Raw genomic sequence first — 17,364 nt, forward strand, 5'->3', positions numbered from 1 at the left:
GGGGCGCGGTACACCTAGCGCTGCGGCTGCTCCGCGTCGAGCCGTGCCCGCAGCGCGTCCAGCTCCGCCCAGAGCACGCCGGGCAGCTTGTCACCGAACTTCTCGAACCACTCGGTGACCAGCGGCAACTCGTCGCGCCACTCCTCCGGGTCGACCTTCAGCGCGATCCGGACGTCCTCCGGGGTCATGTCCAGCCCGTCGACGTCGAGCGCGTCGGGTGCCGGCACCATGCCGATCGGGGTCTCCACCGCCTCGGCGCTACCCTCGATCCGCTCGATGACCCACTTCAGCACGCGGGAGTTCTCGCCGAAGCCGGGCCAGAGGAAGTTGCCCTCCGGGTCCTTGCGGAACCAGTTGACGTAGTAAATGCGCGGCAGCTTGGACTCGTCGCCGTCCGCGCCCTTGCCCATCTCGATCCAGTGCCGGAAGTAGTCGCCGCCGTTGTAGCCGATGAACGGCAGCATGGCCATCGGGTCACGGCGCACCACGCCGACGGCGCCGGACGCGGCGGCCGTGGTCTCCGAGGAGAGCGTGGCGCCCATGTAGACACCGTGGACCCAGTCGCGCGCCTCGGTCACCAGCGGGACGGTGTCGCGCCGGCGGCCCCCGAAGAGGATCGCGTCGATCGGCACGCCGTTCGGGTCGTAGTAGTCCTCGGCGAGGATCGGGCACTGGGTGATCGGGGTGCAGAACCGGCTGTTGGCGTGCGAAGAGAGGTTGTCGCTCTCCGGCGTCCAGTCGTTGCCCTTCCAGTCGATCAGGTGCGCCGGCGGCTCACCCATGCCCTCCCACCAGATGTCCCCGTCGTCGGTCAGGGCGACGTTGGTGAAGATGGAGTTGCCGCGGTCCAGCGTCCGCATCGCGTTGGCGTTGGTCTTCCAGTCGGTGCCGGGCGCGACGCCGAAGAGGCCGTACTCCGGGTTGACGGCGTAGAGGCGGCCGTCCGGGCCGAAGCGCATCCAGGCGATGTCGTCGCCGATGGTCTCGACCTTCCAACCGGGGATGGTCGGTTCGAGCATGGCGAGGTTGGTCTTGCCGCAGGCCGACGGGAAGGCGCCGGCGATGTGGTAGACCCGGCCCTCCGGCGAGGTGATCTTCAGGATCAGCATGTGCTCGGCGAGCCAGCCCTCGTCACGCCCCATCACACTGGCGATCCGCAGCGAGTAGCACTTCTTGCCGAGCAGCGAGTTGCCGCCGTAACCGGACCCGTACGACCAGATCTCCCGGGTCTCCGGGAAGTGCGAGATGTACTTGGTCTCGTTGCAGGGCCAGGCGACGTCCTGCTGGCCGGGGGCGAGCGGGGCACCGATCGAGTGCAGGGCGTGCACGAAGTCGGCGTCGTCACCCATCGCCTCGAGGATCTTCGCGCCCATCCGGGTCATGATGCGCATGGAGGCGACCACGTAGGGGCTGTCGGTGATCTCGACGCCGAACATGGGGTTCTTCGCCTCGACCGGGCCCATGACGAACGGAATGACGTACATGGTGCGGCCACGCATCGACCCGCGGTAGAGGTCCGTCATGACGCGCTTCATCTCGGCCGGCGCCATCCAGTTGTTGGTGGGGCCGGCGTCCGCCTCGTCCACCGAACAGATGTAGGTGCGCTCCTCGACCCGGGCGACGTCCGACGGGTCGGTCCGCGCGTAGAACGAGTTCGGCTTCTTCTCGGGGTTCAGGCGGACGAGGGTGCCCGCGTCCACCAGCTCGTCGGTGAGACGACGCCACTCCTCGTCGGACCCGTCAACCCAGACCACCCGCTCGGGGGTGGTCAGTTCCGCGACCTCACGGACCCAGGCGAGCAGTTTGGGATGGGACGTCGGGGCCTGATCGATACCCCGAACAGTAGCCGGAGCAACCATGACACATCTCCTTGTGGTCGACGCTGACCGATCTATGGGATGCACGAGTCTCGGCGCGCGAACCGCGTCGCCTTCGTGAAAACCTGGGATTGCGCTCAGCGTAAACCGGGCAGCCCCCCGAGTCAGTGGGACTGGTTGTGAAGAACTGCACAAGGTACGGCCACGCTGCGGCATCACGATCTGATACCCGTTTTTGCGCGCAGTTTCACGCAAATCCTGCGGTGAACCTTCGGCGCCCCTCGATCGTGAGGTGACCGTCGGACGCCCGATCGCGGTCACCCGGAAACCACCCGGCTCCGCCGATCCGGTCCGGATCCGCTGTCCCTCCGGTTACGCTCCGTTCATGTCCACCGCGGACGCCGGAGGGCCTGCCGATGCCGGCCGCCCCCGCTCGCTGTTGCTACCCGTGCGACGTGTCAGCAGCCGGTAGAGTCTGCGCGTGGCCGCCACGATGACCCGGGAGCGATCGGGCTCTCCACCGACCCGCCGAGGTCTCGTCCGCGCGCTGCTGGACCGGTTCGGCCACCTCGTCCACGAGCTGAGCAAGTTCGCCACCGTGGGCGGGATCGCCTTCCTCATCGACTTCGCGCTGTTCAACTACCTGACCACGGCACAGGGCCTGGAGCAGGTCACCGCGAAGACCATCTCCACCGTGATCGCCGCGACCGTCGCCTTCCTGGGCAACCGGTTCTGGACCTGGCGACACCGCCAGCGCAACAACCCGGCCCGCGAGTACGCGCTGTTCTTCTTCTTCAACGGTGTCGGCCTCGGCATCGCCGTGGCCTGTCTCGCCCTCAGCCGCTACGGGCTGGGCAGCATCTGGCCGGACGTGTTCCAGACCCCGCTCGCCGACAACATCGCCAGCTTCGTGGTCGGCACCGGGCTGGGGACGCTGTTCCGATTCTGGTCCTACCGACGATTCGTCTTCGTCGAGGCGGGAACCCCAGCCGTTCCGGAAGCGAAGCCTCACCGAGGCCACGGGGCGTGACCTACCGCCCATCCCGACCGGCCGGAGCCGGTCGGCCCAACCCACTGCCCTAAGGTGTTCCGCATGCGTCTTGTCCGCCTGCTGCCTGAGCGCTGGCAGAAGTTCATCCACGAGGCGCTCAAATTCGGCATCGTCGGCGGCATCAACACCGTCATCAATTACGCGGTGTTCAATGCGCTGGCACTGACCGTTTTCGTCGACGGCCAACTGAAGGCCACCGTGATCGCCACCGTGGTGGCCACGATCACGTCGTACCTGATGAACCGTCACTGGACGTACCGGGATCGACCCAAGTCTGCGCTCCGGCGCGAGTACGTCCTGTTCTTCCTTTTCAACGCCACCGGCCTGCTCATCGAGCTGGGCGTACTCGCCGCGGCGAAGTACGGCCTCGGGGTGACCAGCCTGCTGGCGCTGAACGTGGCCAAGACCGCCGGCGTCCTGCTGGGCACGATGTTCCGGTTCTGGTCCTACCGGACGTTTGTCTTCCAGCCCGCCCCCGTCCCGGACGAGAAGAACTGGCACCGCCTTCCCCGGGACGAGTGGGACACGATGGCGGAGATGGACCCGGTGGCCGAGCTGGCCGAGTCGGTCACCGAGTTGGAGGAGTCCCAGCCGCCGCCGGCCGGCGACAAGCCGGGCCGGGCGAGCGCGGCGCCGGCCGCCGGCCAGTCCGGCACGCCGGCCCAGGGGCGTCCCGGCGCACTGGACGCTCGACTGGCGACGGACCTGGACGCCGAGTTCGCCGCCGAGTTCCAGGCCGCCACGCGCCGAGCACCCCGCCGCTAAACCCCCACCCCACCGCTCCGGCCCCGAACCCCGGTCTGACACCACCCTGGTTGATCATGAAGTTGTTGCCGCCGAGCACGGCATGTCGGGGCAACAACTTCATGATCAACCTGTAGACCGCGTTCGCCGCGGCAGGATCAGGCCGAGGGGTCGCGCAGGGGCTTGCCCTCGCTCATGTCGGCGAGGATCTCGCGCATCTCGCCGTCGCCGAGCGAGTGCTTGTCGTGCTGTGCCTCCACCAGCTCGTACAGCTTGGTCTGCACCTGGCCCACCCGGGGCACGTCGGCCAGGACGGACTGGCCGCGCTCGCCGGCCGACTCGATGGTGAGCGTGCCGCAGCCGAGGAGCCGCTCGACGAACCGCTGGTTCATCGCATGGTCGTTGACCCGAGTGAGCGGGATGTCCCGCCGATCCCGGGAGAACACGCCGTGCTGGAGCAGCACCCGCTCGTTGGTGAAGAGGTAGTGCGTGGTGCGCCAGACCAGGAACGGCCAGAGACCGAACCACAGCACCGCGACCAGCGCGACGACGCCGATCACGGCCAGGGCGACGGAGCCACCGCCGCCCGAGGGGAGCAGGAGCACGCCGGCCACCACCGCGGCGACGGCGAGCACCAGCACGACGACCGGCCGGATCAGCGCCTTCCAGTGCGGGTGCAGGTGCAGAACGACATGCTCGTCCTCGGTGAGCACGTCTTCGGGGAACGCCACGGAAACCTCCTCGCAGGAACGGACGGGCTGACCGTAACCGGTCACCGCACGTCCGGGCATCAGCCGCGCGGGCGGCCCCGGGCAGCCTTCGCGATCTTGCACTTTTCGTCCCTGGTTCGCGCCGTCCTCCCATTCGCCGGGACACCCGGGCAAGACCGCGGCCGAGACCGCCGGGCGGCGCGGGCGGTCGAGGAGCCCGGGCGGCGCAGAAGTCGGCGGCGGTCGACGGGGCCGGCAGCGGAGGCGGCGGAAGCCGCGATCACCTACCGGGACCGAGGGATCCGGGTGAGCGCGCGAAGGCGGCGGAGGTGGCGGAGGTCCTCAGCGGAGGTGGAGGACGTCGCCGGCGGCCAGGTGGCGTTGGCCGTCGGGGGTGTCGACCAGCAGCTGCCCGTCGGCGTCCACGCCGACGGCGGTACCGGTCAGCTCGTCGCCGCCGGGCAGGAGCACCCGCACCGGCCTGCCGACCGTGGCGCAGGCGGCGAGGTACGCCTCCCGCAGGCCGCTGGTCACCGCGTCGCCACCGGCCGTGCGCCAGCGGTCGTACCAGTCGGCGAGCCCGCGCAGCAACGCCCGCAGCAGGGGGTCCCGGTCGGTCGCCGCGGCGCCGGCCAGTTGCAACGAGGTGGCCGGCAGCCCGGTCGGGTTCTCCGGCAGCTCGTCGGCGCGAAGCGTGACGTTGAGCCCGATGCCGAGCACGACAGCCGAGGGCTGGGCGGCGGACCCCCCCGGCACCGCCTCGGCGAGCACCCCGGCGCACTTGGCATCCCCGATCAGCAGGTCGTTCGGCCACTTCAGCGCCGCGTCCAGCTCCGCGAGCCGGGCCACCGCCTCGACCAGCGCGACGCCGGCCAGCAGCGGCAGCCAGCCGTACCCGGTGGGTGGCGCCGCCGGCCAGCCGCGCTCCGGGGCGGCCTCGCCGGGCCGGAGCAGCACGCTGGTCGCGATGCCCGCCCGCGGCGGCGACTGCCAGACCCGACCGCGGCGACCGCGCCCGGCGGTCTGCCGCTCGGCGACCACCACCAGGCCCTCCGGCTCACCGGTCAGGGCCGCCTCGGCCGCGTCGGCGTTGGTCGAGCCGGTCTCGGCCCGCAGCTCCAGCCGGTTCCAGGGGCCGTACGGGGTGACCAGCGCGCGCCGAAGCCGCGCCGCCGACAGCGGCGGGCGGTCCAGATCGGTGTACGGCGAGCCCGGCATCCCGCCAGCCTACGGCCCACCCCGCAGCCACCTGCCGGGCCTCCAGGAACGCGCCGGTGGAAGCTGAGGCGAACTGCACAACGGCGGCGTCCTGAACCATCGTTATATTCCCTGGGTGACTACCGAGACCGGGACCAACATCCACAGCACCGCCGGCAAGCTGGCGGACCTGGAGCGCCGTGTCGACGAGGCGGTGCACGCCGGGTCGGCGCGCGCGGTCGAGAAGCAGCACGCCCGGGGCAAGAAGACCGCCCGGGAGCGGATCGAGCTGCTGCTCGACGAGGGCTCCTTCGTCGAACTGGACGAGCTGGCCCGGCACCGGTCCACCACGTTCGGGCTGGAGAAGACCCGCCCGTACGGCGACGGGGTGGTGACCGGCTACGGCACCGTGGACGGCCGGCAGGTCTGCGTCTTCGCCCAGGACTTCACGGTCTTCGGCGGTTCGCTCGGCGAGGTCTTCGGCGAGAAGATCGTCAAGGTGATGGACCTCGCCATGAAGATCGGCTGCCCGGTGGTCGGCATCAACGACTCCGGCGGCGCCCGGATCCAGGAGGGCGTGGTCAGCCTCGGCCTCTACGGCGAGATCTTCTTCCGCAACGTCCGCGCCTCCGGCGTGATCCCGCAGATCTCGCTGGTCATGGGCCCCTGCGCCGGCGGCGCCGTCTACTCCCCGGCGGTCACCGACTTCACCGTGATGGTCGACCAGACCTCGCACATGTTCATCACCGGCCCGGACGTCATCAAGACGGTCACCGGCGAGGACGTGGCGATGGAGGAGCTGGGCGGCGCCCGCACCCACAACACCCGCAGCGGCAACGCGCACTACCTCGCCACCGACGAGGAGGACGCGATCGAGTACGTCAAGGCGCTGCTGTCGTACCTGCCGTCGAACAACCTGGACGAGCCGGTGGTCTACGACGCCCCGGCCGAGCTGGCCGTGACCGACGAGGACCGGGAGCTGGACACCCTGATCCCGGACTCGGCCAACCAGCCGTACGACATGCACCGGGTCATCGAGCACGTGCTGGACGACGGGGAGTTCCTGGAGGTCCAGCCGCTGTACGCGCAGAACATGGTGGTCGGTTACGGCCGGGTCGAGGGGCGACCGGTCGGCGTCGTGGCGAACCAGCCGATGCACTTCGCCGGCACGCTGGACATCGCGGCGTCGGAGAAGGCGGCCCGGTTCGTGCGGACCTGCGACGCGTTCAACATCCCCGTGCTGACCTTCGTGGACGTGCCAGGTTTCCTCCCCGGCACCGGGCAGGAGTGGGACGGCATCATCCGCCGGGGCGCCAAGCTGATCTACGCGTACGCCGAGGCCACCGTCCCGAAGGTCACCGTCATCACCCGCAAGGCGTACGGCGGGGCGTACGACGTGATGGGCTCCAAGCACCTCGGGGCGGACCTGAACTTCGCCTGGCCGACCGCGCAGATCGCGGTGATGGGCGCGCAGGGGGCGGTGAACATCCTCTACCGCTCCGAGCTGGCGGGTGCGGACGACCCGGCCGCGCTGCGGGCGGAGAAGATCGCCGAGTACGAGGACACCCTGGCCAACCCGTACGTCGCCGCGGAGCGCGGGTACGTCGACTCGGTCATCCCGCCGCACGAGACCCGCACCCAGATCGTGCGGGCGCTGCGGGTCCTGCGGACCAAGCGCGAGACGCTGCCGCCGAAGAAGCACGGCAACATCCCGCTGTGAGCTGACGCCGGTCGGCGCCGGCGGCGCCGCCGTTGTCGTCGGCGGCGCCAAGATCCGTGCAACTTCGGGGAAAGTGTCGCCTCCGGGTTGCGGGAGGCCGCAGTTTCCGCGAAGTTGCACGGATCAACGGCGGACTCAGCAGCCCGGATTCGCCGCCTGACACATCCGGCTGGCCGCCACCGTGGCGAGCTGGAGCAGTTCGGACTCGGTGCCGTGCCGCCCGAGGCCGAGCACCGCGACGAGGTCGCCGACCCGAATGATCGCCTTGTAGGTCGGCGGGGTCACGTCGCCGAACGTCTCGCCGGTCTTCATGTCGCGGGCCGGGGACACGAGGTGTTGCACCATGGCGGCGTCGTCCCCCGCGAAGTCCCGCCGGACGATCCGCCACTGGTGCACCGCCTCCGCCGTGCCGGCCCGCCCCTTCCACTCGTACGGCCCGACGCTGCGCCACTGCACGCACGGGGCGATGATCTGGTCCAAATCGGCGAGGAACGTCTCGGCTCCCCCCGGCGTGAGCCGGTAGACGTCCTGCATCGCCACCACGTCGCTGGGCGCGAGGTCGACGCCGTCCGGCCGCGCGGTCAGGAGGGTCTGCGATCGCGACCAGCGGGACGGCCAGGTCTGCGACAGCCCCTGGCTCGTCCGGCAGGCGCCGAGCATGTCGTCTATCCGGATCGGCTCCGCCAGCCCCGAGTCGGTGAGCTGGGTGTCCGCCGACGCCAGCCCGAGATCGGTCGGCCGGAGCAGCGCCTCGGTGGTGATCTCCGCACGGACGGGCACGCTCGGACCGACCGAGGCGGTCGGAGGTGTCGAGGACCGGCCCGGTGCGACGACCGCGATGGCGGAGACGCCGGCGAGCGCCAGCGCGGCGGCCGCCGCGGCGACGTTGCGCCAGTTGCGCCGCCGGGCGCGGGCGCGGATCTCCTCCGGACCGGGCCAGCGCACGTCCCGCAGGTCCCGCTGCACCTTCTCGACGAACGCCAGGTCGTCACGCATCGGCGGCCTCCTCCAGATCAGAGACGGCGAGCAGCCCGGCGAGCGCGGCACGCCCCCGAGAGAGGCGGGCCTTGACGGTGCCCACCGGCGCCTCGGTCTCGCGGGCCACCTCGGCGACCGGCATCCCGAGCAGGTAGTAGAGGGCGATCGCGGTCCGTTGCTCCTCCGGGAGCCGGCGCAGCGCCGCCACCACCTCGACCGTCTCGGTGCCCGGGCCGGGAGTCGTCTCGACGGCGCCGTGCCGCAGGTAGGCGCGGGCTCGGCTGCGCAGGCTGCGCCACCGGCTCACCGCGATCCGGGTGGCGACCACCCGTGTCCACGCCTCCGGGTCGTCGTAGCCGCTCACCGTCGACCAGCGCTGCCAGACCCGGATGTACGCCTCCTGGACCGCGTCCTGCGCCTCGGCGAGGTCGCCGGTGAGTACGTAGACGAAGCCGAGCAGCCGTTGCCGGCTGCCCCGGTAGAACTCGTCGAATCCCTCGACGTCCGGCACCTGGTTACCTCCCCCGTGACGGTCGCAGGGGACACGCGCCGGCCGGTGCCGGCGGTTGCCTGCTCAGCCGAGCAATTTCGCCAGCTCGGCGCGGGGAAACTCGCCGGCCGGGATCCGCTCCCGCACCGCCCGGCGTACCGCCTGCTGCACTGCGGCGTTGGCCGGCGTCGGTACGCCGTGCAGGCGACCGAGCAGCACGATCTCGCCGTTGAGCTGGTCGGTCTCGGCCGAGCCGGCGCCCCGGGCCAGGCTCTGCCAGGTGGAGCCGCCGGCCCGCTGCTCGCCGCCGACGGGCCGGTGCTGCACGAGATCGCCCCGCGCCGTCGCCTCCTCGGCCCGATCGGTGTGCGCGATCCCGGCCGCGGCCAGCACCGCCTCGCCCTCGGCCCGGATCCGGTCGGCCAGGCCGTCCGGGGCGTCCCGGCCGAACAGCGCCTGGAGGGCGTTGCCCAGGTTGCCCAGCAGCTTGCCGTACTTCCAACGCATCACGTCCGGCCGGACGGGCGCGACGAAGCCGGCGGCGGCCAGCTCGGCGGCGACCGTACGGTCGGTGTCGTCCGATCCGGACGGATAGCGGCCGACGTGCAGGATCCCGGGGTGCGGGTGACCGTTGGCCACGACCACACCCGGTTCGAGGTGGGTCGCCGGCAGCCACACGCAGACGCCGTGCACCCGCGCGAAGAACCGCAGCGCGGCCGGCTCGTTCGCGACGCCGTTCTGCGCGGTGAGCAGTGGCAGCCGCTCGCCGGCCGTGCCGCCGCCCTCCACCGGGGCGTCCACCCAGCTGGCCAGCGCCGCCTCGGTGTCCTGCGACTTCACGGTGAGCACCAGCACGGTGTCGGCGGGCAGTGGGCGACCCTCCGGGCGGTCCAGGGCGGGGAGCCGGGCGATGTGCTCCTGCTCGGGCTGGCGCAGGGTCAGTCCACGCTCCCGGATCGCCGCCAGATGCGCCCCCCGAGCCACCAACGTGACGCCGTACCCGGCGGACGCCAACCGCACCCCGATGGTGCCCCCGACAGCCCCCGCCCCGATCACCACGTACCTCATGCCCACACTCTCCCTTCAACCACACCGTCGATCATGGACTTGTGGTGCCTGGATCGGGCCGATTCGCGGCTTTTATGAGGCACCACAATTGCATGATCGACGGAAGCCGTCACAGGGTCAGGCCGGCGTCGGTCAGGATGGGGCCGGTCAGGAGGAGCGCGCCCGCCAGCAGGACCGCGAGGTTGACCAGGGCGAAGACGGTGACCCAGAAGAACGCCGGGAACGGGGTGAGCCCGGCCAACTGGTCGGCGTCGGAGGCGGGCATCCGACCCCGGGAGCGCAGCCGTTGCAGCTCTACCACCGGCCGTACGCCGCCGAGCAGCAGGAACCACACGCCGGCGTACGCGAACGCCGCCTGCACCTGCGGTGACGCGTACCAGGACACGGCGAGCACCACGCCGCCGGTGACCAACAACGAGATCACGCCGAACGCGTTGCGGATCATCACCAGCATGGCGAGCAGCAGCACCACGGCCACCCAGAGCAGCAGCGTGATCCGGTTGCCGCCGAGCAGCCACGCGCCGCCCAGCCCGACCAGCGGCGGGGCGATGTAGCCGGCGAGCAGGGTGAGGATCATGCCCGGCCCGCTGGGTCGACCCGCGGAGAGGGTCAGCCCCGAGGTGTCCGAGTGCAGCCGGATGCCGCGCAGCTTGCGACCGGTGAGCAGGGCGACGAGCGCGTGGCCACCCTCGTGGGCGATGGTGATCGCGTTGCGGGCGATCCGCCACGGCAGGCGGGTGGAGACGACGACGAGCGCTCCGAGCGCGGTCAGCAGGACCAGCAGCGGAGGCGGGTCGGGCTGCGCGCTGAACAGCCGGTCCCAGAGATCGGTCAGCCCGTCGAACGACACCATGGGGCGCGAGCCTACCGGCCCGTCGGCCCGCCGGTACGACCCGTCCGACGGCGACGACACGCCCGTCACAGGGTGCACCGACGCGGGTACGGCGCGTACAGGTATCCGGTGGCCACGACGCCGTCGATGAAAGTTTCTTTAGCCCCCCTTGCGATCTAGGGTGATTACCTCCAAAGATGTGCATCAATCGATGGCCCTCTTGGAGGTACCCATGCTCCCCACCCGATCCCCCCTGCGCCGGCTCCTCGCGGCCGGCCTCACCGTCCTCGCCACCGCCGCCGCGGCCCTGGTCGCCACCGCCGGTCCGGCCGCCGCGGCCACCACGCCCGGCATCGACGTGTCGCGCTACCAGGGCAGCATCAACTGGACGAGCGTCCGCAACGCCGGCATCCAGTTCGCCTTCATCAAGGCCACGGAGGGCACGAGCTACAAGGACCCGAACTTCAACGCCAACTACGTCAACGCGTACAACGCCGGGGTGATCCGCGGGGCGTACCACTTCGCCCGGCCCAACATCTCCTCCGGCGCGGCCCAGGCCAACTACCTGGCTTCCAACGGCGGCGCCTGGTCGGCGGACAGCCGCACCCTTCCCGCGGCGCTGGACCTGGAGGCCAACCCGTACAGCGGCGGCTACTGCTACGGCCTCAGCACGACCGGCATGCGCAACTGGGTCCAGGACTTCCTCAACACCTACCGCTCGCGCACCGGCCGCTACGCCGTCATCTACACCACGACCAGCTTCTGGAACCAGTGCACCGGCAGCTGGAGCGGGCCGTGGGCCAACCACCCGCTCTGGCTGGCCCGTTGGGCCAGCACCCCGGGCACCCTGCCGGCCGGCGCGCCGGTCTGGAGCTTCTGGCAGTACACGAGCACCGGCGCCGTCTCCGGGATCAGCGGCAACGTCGACCGCAACTACTGGAACGGCGACCGCTCCCGCCTGATTGCGCTGGCGAACAACACGCCCTGATCTCATCCGGCGAGGCGCTTGGCGGCAGCGGGATCGGCTGTGACCGTACGGTCGACAACTGGTCCGGCTGCCGCCACGCCAGCGGTAGCGGGCCGCCATCTCCGCGGCCACACGCCCGCCGTCACCTGCCGGGTCAGGCCCGGCGCCGGTGTCCCATCGGCACCGCGACCCGGGCGGTCATCGCGTCCTCGCGGACCAGGGCGCTCCGCCGGGTCACCCGCCAGGCACCCACCCCGGCGACGGTGACGGCCACGACGCTGAGCAACGCGATGAGCGCCGGAACGCCGATGGTCGCCAGGAGCAGGACCGCGTCGCCGAGCGCGACGAGCATCCACAGTGCCACCCGAGGTCGGGCGTCCCTCCGTCGGTAACCCATGTCGTACCTCCTTCCGTCGTCGAAGGTCAGGTACCCCGGACGACGGGAGGCCATGCGGGTCAGTTTTGCGCCGGCGCGAATCCCGCAGGCCTACGTCGGCGCGAATCCCGCGGGTCAGGGCCGGCGCGAGTCCCGCGGGTCAGGGCCGGCGGCGAATCCCGGCGGGTCAGTCCTGGCGGTCGGGCACGAAGCCCTTGGCGATCCGGTCGAAGTCGGCCAGCTTGGCCTGCCAGTCCTTGTCGGCGACCTCCCAGCGCAGGGCGTAGCCCCGGTTGCTGGCCGTGACGAAGCCTCGGTTGCGGACGTGGATCCGCGTCCCGTCGCGGGTCTCCAGCCACTCCCAATCGGCGCAGGTCTTCCAGAAGTCGCAGCGCCTGATGTCGAGGTACTGGTAGTTGTCGACGATGTTCTTCCGGGCCGGCTCGATCCGCTTCCAGTCCGCGTACGCGTCCGACTTCGGCGTGTCCGTCCACTGGACGAGCAGCTCGCCCACCCCGTTGACCTCGTCGAAGACGATCGTGTCCTGGCCGGCGTTGCGGCGGACCCAGCCGTCCGGCAGCGGCAGCGCGAAGCCGGCCGGGTCCCGGTGCAGCTTCCAGCCCGCCGGCAGCGCGTTCGAGTCGGTGGACGGAGTCGCCGACGGGGTCGGGCTGGGCGCCACGCTGGTCGGCGGCGCGGAGCTGGGCGGAGTGGACGGCGTCGGAGGGCCGCTGGTCGCACCAGCCTGCTGCCCCGCGCCCTTGGGGTCGTCTCCGTCGGCCAACAGCGGCACGGCGATGGCCAGTCCGAGGAGCAGGACGGCCACCAGCGCGCCGATCAGCAGGTTGCGTCGCTTACGGTCGGCCGGCGTACCGGTCGGTGGCGGGATGGGCGCACGCCCGGCCGGCGCCGCCGGCGGGCTCACCGGCAGCACGGACGTCGGCTTGGCCGGCTCGCGGGTCGCCGGCGCCGGGGAGACCGGCTCGACCGGCGTCACCGTCGTCGGCGCCTCGGCCGCCGGCGCGCCGTCCGCGACCGCGCTGGTCGGGTCGGCGACCTTGCGCGTCGGGTCGGCGACCTTGCGCGTCGGGTCGGCGTCCGTGCCGGTCAGATCGGCGACCTTGCTGGTCGGGCCGGCGTCCGCAGTGGACGGCGCATCAACCTTCGTGGTGGGGTCCGCGTCGGCGCCGGCCGGGACCTTCGCGGTCGCGTCCTCGGCGCTCGCCGCACCCGCCGTGATCGCACCGGCAGCCGCCGCGGCAGCCGGGGGCGTGCGGGGTGCCGGCGGAGTGGCCGGCGGGACGGTCCGCTCGGCCGGACGCGGGGCCGGCACCACGGTCGGACGCGGCTCACGCGGACCATTCGGCCCTGGCCGGCGTACGCCGTCGAGCAGCGAGATGCCCCGCGAGCGCTTGCCGTTGGCGCGGCGCAGCAGCCGCTCGGCCACCTCCGCGTTGATGCGCTCGCTCGGGTCTTTGCGCAGCAGTCCTTGGAGCACCGCCTTGAGCGGGCCGGCGTTCTTCGGCGGCGGCATCGGCTCGGTGGCGAGCGCCGCGAGGGTGGCGATCGCCGACGGGCGCGCGTACGGCGACTTGCCCTCGACCGCCGCGTAGAGGGTGGCGCCCAACGACCAGAGGTCGGCCTCCGGCCCGGCGGTGCCGTCCCGGGCCCGCTCCGGCGCGATGTACGCGGGCGAGCCGAGCACCATGCCGGTGCGGGTGACGTTCGGGTCGCCCGGGATGGTGGCGAGGCCGAAGTCGGTCAGCACCACCCGGCCGTCGTCGCCGAGCAGGACGTTGCCCGGCTTGACGTCCCGGTGCATCACCCCGGCCTTGTGCGCGGCCTTCAGAGCGCCGAGCACCCCGAGACCGATTTCGATCGCCCGCGCCGGCGTCACCGGACCCGACTCGGCGAGGGTGTCCTGCAACGACTTCGACGGGACGTACTCCATGACGATCCACGGATCGCCGTCGGTGCGCAGCACGTCGAAGATGCGGACGACGTTGATGTTGTTCAGCCGGGCGATCGCCCGCGCCTCCCGAAGCGACCGTTCCCGCATCTCACGACGCTCGTCGTCGGTGAGGCTCGGCGGCGGGACCAGTTCCTTGATCGCCACGTCGCGGTGCAGAACCTCGTCGCGCGCCTTCCACACCCGACCCATGCCGCCCTGACCGAGCGGCGAGATGAGCCGGTACCGGTCGGCGACAAGTTGGGGAAGCGCGTTCGACATCGCAGAGACGGTACCCGGCGGCACCGACCACCACACCGCCGGCACGCCACTGTGCGGTGAAGGTCAAGTCCTTCGGCGCGTACGCTGGCGTCATGTCTGCCGAAGAGCCCCTGTTCCGGGTCGTCCGCGGCGTCCCGACCGCCGAGGAACTGGCCGCGCTGGTGGGCGCGATCGTCGTCCGGTCGCGGCCGTCCGGCGCGACCGCGCCGGTGGCCGTGTCCACCTGGGCGCGCAGCGGGCGGCCGTCCGGCGCGGCGCCCGTCGCCGGCTCCGGCGCCTGGCGTACGTCCGGCCTGCCCCGCTGATCCACACCCGCCCGGGCGCCCGCGTCTGATCCTGTGGTCCGCGGCCGCCCGGGGTCGATCCGACGGCGCGCGGGGGCTGCCAGCGTCGCTCCCAGCCGTTAACCTCACTCAGGGAAATGGTGCCGTGACGGTGAGGGAGGATCGGTGATCCCCGAGGAGGACGGCCCAGCGGCCTGGCTGAACGGCCACGGCGGCATCGAGGCAGACATCCGACAGCTACGCGAGTTCGCCGACCGGCTCGCCTCCGAGGTCGAGCGCAACTACGCGCCGCACCTGTCCTATATCGCCGAGGACATGACGGCCCCCCTGCCCAACCCGTGCGATGCCTTCATCGAGCTGGTCCACTTCCTGCGGGCGCACCACGAGACCCAGCAGGCCGCCGTCGAGATGGTCTGGGGTGTCCGGGGCGCGACCGGCCACCTGGCCGCCGCCGCGGGCACCGTCGCCGACCGGTACGCCGGCAGCGACGCCTTCTCCGCGGCCCGGGTGGTCGACGTCGAGCACGCCCTCGCCGACCCGCGCACGGTGACGCCGGCCGGCCCGTCGGTGGTGCTACGAGACCCGACCGGGCCGGGCGACGGGCCGGTGGTGCTGCCGTGATCGAAAGGGGCGGCGGCCGCGCGTCCGGCCTCACCGACTGGCACCTCATGGACGTCAACAGCATGTGGGCCTGCCTGCAGGACCACGACACCGCCAACCACTGGCGGCAGGTCGCCGGCTGGCGCAAGGTGTGCGACCTGGCGCAGACCCACCTGAGCCGGCTCCAGGAATACCGGCGCGGCCTCGCCGACGCGTGGCCACCGGAGACCAACCCGGCCGCCCGCGCCTACCTCGGCGAACTGGACGAGCTCATCGACAAGGTGCGGCGCACCCACGACGCCGCCGCCACCAACTACACCGCGCTCGCTGCCGCCACCCAGGCCATCAGCGGCACCCGCGCCACACTGCAGAAGATCCATGAGGAGTACGCGGCCAAACTCCAGCAGAAGCGCGCGTACGAGGCGACAGCCGCCGACCCGAAGGCAGCCATGGGCAGCCGCGTCCCGGACCAACCGGTGACCGACGCCGACCTGGAACTGCTGAACGTCCAGGCGCGCGGCATCATGTACGGCCTCAGCGGCGAACTCCAACACGCCCAAGTAATGCTGCAGAGGCCGCCATCCGCTCGGCCCCGGCGGGACCCGGGAGACCCGGATATCTACGACAGTTCCGGCAACGCGCCAGTGATTGCGCCGATCATCCCCGTGCCCCTCGCCGCAGCTAGTAGCACACGGACAAATCAACGATCGCTAGCTACCCCTGTGCCAGCGCCTACGACGAGCGCACCTGGGATTGGGCCGATACTGGGTGGTGTCGGTACCGGGGTAGCCTCCGGCCCATCACATGCCGGCCTGCCGGGGCCAGTGCCGACTGCGCCCCCTAGCCCTGCCCCGCACGCCGGCCTTCCGCCGAACTTGCCTCCAACCGTTTCTCAGGGGCGCAACGCGTCCGGATCGGCGCGCCGTCCATCTGGAATGGAGAGCCGGCCGGCCAGCGGGACCAATAACGGACCGACAGGAAGTGCACCCCCGCATCGCCCCGCTCCTTTCGGCGGACTCATCGGCGGTGTTCAAAACACTAGCCCTAGCCCGACCGGAGGGGGAACCTCACCATCCCGTCGAATTAATCCCGTCGGTGGAGTAATCGGCGGCGGTGCGGCCGGTACTGCTCCGAGCGGTGGCGCCGGCTCCCGCCCTGGCGGCGGCCGCAACTTTCCCGGCAGCCAAGGGACTTTTCCTGTCGGCGGCACGCCTGGCTTCGGCGGCAATGTCACAAACGGTCTTGTTAGGACACCGGGAAGGCGTGGCCCATGGAAGCCTGAGGACGTCGAGCCGCACTATTGGGACCCGGATAACCCGTGGGAGACCGATAAGGGTGTAACGCCGGTAGTCCGCCCGCCAGACGACGACGAACCCCTTGACCCAGGGCCCGCAATCGGTCTTGGCCGGTGAAGCCATCTCCCTACCAAACGCGCTCGCCGCGCTGCTCGTAGTAACCGCCACCGTAGCGCCATGCCTCCAGGGGAACGGTGGCGGAAGCATCGCTTCACAGCCGGATGGGGCGGTCAGGCACTGGACACGGCAATAGCGTCGAACATCGTTGTAGTTGCTGCTGCGGGAAATAGGCCCGAGGATATTGAGGTGGCTTTTCCGGCTTCTGTAAATGGCGTCATTGCAGTTGGCGGCGTAGACCGAAATGGGAAGCACGCCCTCGTGTCGACTTCTGGACCAGAGGTCGACCTGGTGGCACCGGCTGTGGACATCTACAGCACTAGCATCGACGGGAAGTACCGCAAAGGCACGGGCACGTCTGACGCTACTGCGATCGTGGCGGGGGCGGCGGCGCTCATCCGGTCCAAGTACCCGGACCTGCCGGCGCGTGAAGTCGCGCATCGGCTGACCGCCACGGCCGTCGACAAGGGGCCGCCCGGGCGCGACGACGAGTACGGCTACGGGGTCATCGACATTGTGGCGGCGCTGACGGCGGACGTACCGCCGCTGGGGTTCGAATCGGCGACGGCGAGTGCGCCGGTCGGCGGCGGCCCGACCGCGACGGCGGCTCCGGGCGGCGACGATCGCGCGACAGTCCGCGGGCTGGTGACTCTCGGGGTGATCGTGGCCGCCGGCGCGACCTGGGCGGTCATCGCTCGGCGGCGTCGGCGCGGCGACGATCCGCCGCCACGCATCAGTCGCTGAACGAGGCAGGGCAGACGCACCGGCCCGTCAGCATGTAGGCCGGGCAGGTGCTGGCTTCGGCTGGGGCGGTCATGGGCGATGCGTCGCGGACTCGCGGGGCGCGGTCGACGCGACGCACCGCCGCGGGTCAGCCGGTAACGTCGG

Annotated in this window: 16 protein-coding genes and 1 pseudogene; 8 read left to right on the forward strand and 9 right to left on the reverse strand. The window is 71.3% G+C overall.

The annotated features are described in order from the left end of the window. Nucleotides 1-14: 14 nt before the first annotated feature. The gene (locus tag O7603_RS17355; RefSeq protein WP_281570852.1) at nucleotides 15-1,859 is read right to left on the reverse strand and encodes a phosphoenolpyruvate carboxykinase (GTP); all 1,845 of its coding nucleotides are present in this window, start codon (nucleotides 1,857-1,859) and stop codon (nucleotides 15-17) included. Nucleotides 1,860-2,310: 451 nt separating this feature from the next. On the opposite strand from O7603_RS17355, the gene O7603_RS17360 reads away from it, so the two are divergent. Beyond that, nucleotides 2,311-2,847, forward strand: a complete 537-nt coding sequence (locus O7603_RS17360; RefSeq protein ID WP_348651080.1) for a GtrA family protein — start codon at nucleotides 2,311-2,313, stop codon at nucleotides 2,845-2,847. A 63-nt stretch (nucleotides 2,848-2,910) separates the two neighbouring features. Beyond that, nucleotides 2,911-3,633, forward strand: coding sequence for a GtrA family protein (locus tag O7603_RS17365; RefSeq protein ID WP_281570854.1), 723 nt, complete (start codon nucleotides 2,911-2,913; stop codon nucleotides 3,631-3,633). A 137-nt stretch (nucleotides 3,634-3,770) separates the two neighbouring features. Here O7603_RS17365 and O7603_RS17370 read toward each other — a convergent pair whose 3' ends face one another. Next, nucleotides 3,771-4,343, reverse strand: a complete 573-nt coding sequence (locus O7603_RS17370) for a PH domain-containing protein (RefSeq protein ID WP_281570855.1) — start codon at nucleotides 4,341-4,343, stop codon at nucleotides 3,771-3,773. A 321-nt stretch (nucleotides 4,344-4,664) separates the two neighbouring features. Next, nucleotides 4,665-5,540, reverse strand: coding sequence for a biotin--[acetyl-CoA-carboxylase] ligase (locus O7603_RS17375; protein WP_281570856.1), 876 nt, complete (start codon nucleotides 5,538-5,540; stop codon nucleotides 4,665-4,667). A gap of 115 nt (nucleotides 5,541-5,655) precedes the next feature. Here O7603_RS17375 and O7603_RS17380 point away from each other — a divergent pair, with 115 nt between their 5' ends. Further along, nucleotides 5,656-7,239 carry an acyl-CoA carboxylase subunit beta gene (locus tag O7603_RS17380; RefSeq protein WP_281570857.1) on the forward strand — a complete coding sequence of 528 codons (1,584 nt, stop codon included), beginning with the start codon at nucleotides 5,656-5,658 and terminating at the stop codon, nucleotides 7,237-7,239. A gap of 135 nt (nucleotides 7,240-7,374) precedes the next feature. Here O7603_RS17380 and O7603_RS17385 read toward each other — a convergent pair whose 3' ends face one another. The 4 genes from O7603_RS17385 to O7603_RS17400 all read right to left on the reverse strand — a co-directional run bounded on the left by O7603_RS17385 (nucleotide 7,375) and on the right by O7603_RS17400 (nucleotide 10,628). After that, nucleotides 7,375-8,235: a hypothetical protein gene (locus O7603_RS17385; protein WP_281570858.1), complete on the reverse strand. Its 861-nt coding sequence runs from the start codon at nucleotides 8,233-8,235 to the stop codon at nucleotides 7,375-7,377. Continuing rightward, nucleotides 8,228-8,728 (reverse strand): SigE family RNA polymerase sigma factor, encoded by a 501-nt coding sequence (locus O7603_RS17390; protein ID WP_281570859.1) that lies wholly within the window; start codon nucleotides 8,726-8,728, stop codon nucleotides 8,228-8,230. Before O7603_RS17390 ends, O7603_RS17385 begins: the two co-directional genes overlap by 8 nt. A gap of 63 nt (nucleotides 8,729-8,791) precedes the next feature. Then, nucleotides 8,792-9,775 carry a 2-dehydropantoate 2-reductase N-terminal domain-containing protein gene (locus O7603_RS17395; protein WP_281570860.1) on the reverse strand — a complete coding sequence of 328 codons (984 nt, stop codon included), beginning with the start codon at nucleotides 9,773-9,775 and terminating at the stop codon, nucleotides 8,792-8,794. 109 nt (nucleotides 9,776-9,884) lie between these two features. Then, nucleotides 9,885-10,628, reverse strand: coding sequence for a M50 family metallopeptidase (locus O7603_RS17400; protein ID WP_281570861.1), 744 nt, complete (start codon nucleotides 10,626-10,628; stop codon nucleotides 9,885-9,887). Between the two features lie 211 nt (nucleotides 10,629-10,839). Between O7603_RS17400 and O7603_RS17405 the strand changes: the two genes are divergently transcribed. Then, nucleotides 10,840-11,595 (forward strand): GH25 family lysozyme, encoded by a 756-nt coding sequence (locus O7603_RS17405; protein WP_281570862.1) that lies wholly within the window; start codon nucleotides 10,840-10,842, stop codon nucleotides 11,593-11,595. Between the two features lie 133 nt (nucleotides 11,596-11,728). Here O7603_RS17405 and O7603_RS17410 read toward each other — a convergent pair whose 3' ends face one another. Together O7603_RS17410 and O7603_RS17415 are read right to left on the reverse strand one after the other, a co-directional pair. Next, nucleotides 11,729-11,971 (reverse strand): hypothetical protein, encoded by a 243-nt coding sequence (locus O7603_RS17410; RefSeq protein WP_281570863.1) that lies wholly within the window; start codon nucleotides 11,969-11,971, stop codon nucleotides 11,729-11,731. 166 nt (nucleotides 11,972-12,137) lie between these two features. After that, nucleotides 12,138-14,180, reverse strand: a complete 2,043-nt coding sequence (locus tag O7603_RS17415; protein ID WP_281570864.1) for a serine/threonine protein kinase — start codon at nucleotides 14,178-14,180, stop codon at nucleotides 12,138-12,140. Nucleotides 14,181-14,272: 92 nt separating this feature from the next. Between O7603_RS17415 and O7603_RS17420 the strand changes: the two genes are divergently transcribed. The 4 genes and pseudogenes from O7603_RS17420 to O7603_RS17435 all read left to right on the forward strand — a co-directional run. Continuing rightward, nucleotides 14,273-14,485 (forward strand): acyl-CoA carboxylase subunit epsilon, encoded by a 213-nt coding sequence (locus tag O7603_RS17420; RefSeq protein ID WP_281570865.1) that lies wholly within the window; start codon nucleotides 14,273-14,275, stop codon nucleotides 14,483-14,485. A 144-nt stretch (nucleotides 14,486-14,629) separates the two neighbouring features. Beyond that, the gene (locus O7603_RS17425) at nucleotides 14,630-15,085 is read left to right on the forward strand and encodes a hypothetical protein (RefSeq protein ID WP_281570866.1); all 456 of its coding nucleotides are present in this window, start codon (nucleotides 14,630-14,632) and stop codon (nucleotides 15,083-15,085) included. Next, a complete protein-coding gene (locus O7603_RS17430) occupies nucleotides 15,082-16,476 on the forward strand; it encodes a hypothetical protein (RefSeq protein ID WP_281570867.1) in 1,395 nt (464 codons plus the stop codon). Before O7603_RS17425 ends, O7603_RS17430 begins: the two co-directional genes overlap by 4 nt. A gap of 117 nt (nucleotides 16,477-16,593) precedes the next feature. Then, nucleotides 16,594-17,220, forward strand: a pseudogene (locus tag O7603_RS17435) (S8 family serine peptidase); the annotation flags it as partial. Between the last annotated feature and the right edge of the window lie 144 nt (nucleotides 17,221-17,364).

Origin of the sequence: Micromonospora sp. WMMD812 (genome assembly GCF_027497215.1) — a bacterium.
In the GTDB taxonomy this organism is placed as follows: Bacteria; Actinomycetota; Actinomycetes; order Mycobacteriales; family Micromonosporaceae; genus Micromonospora.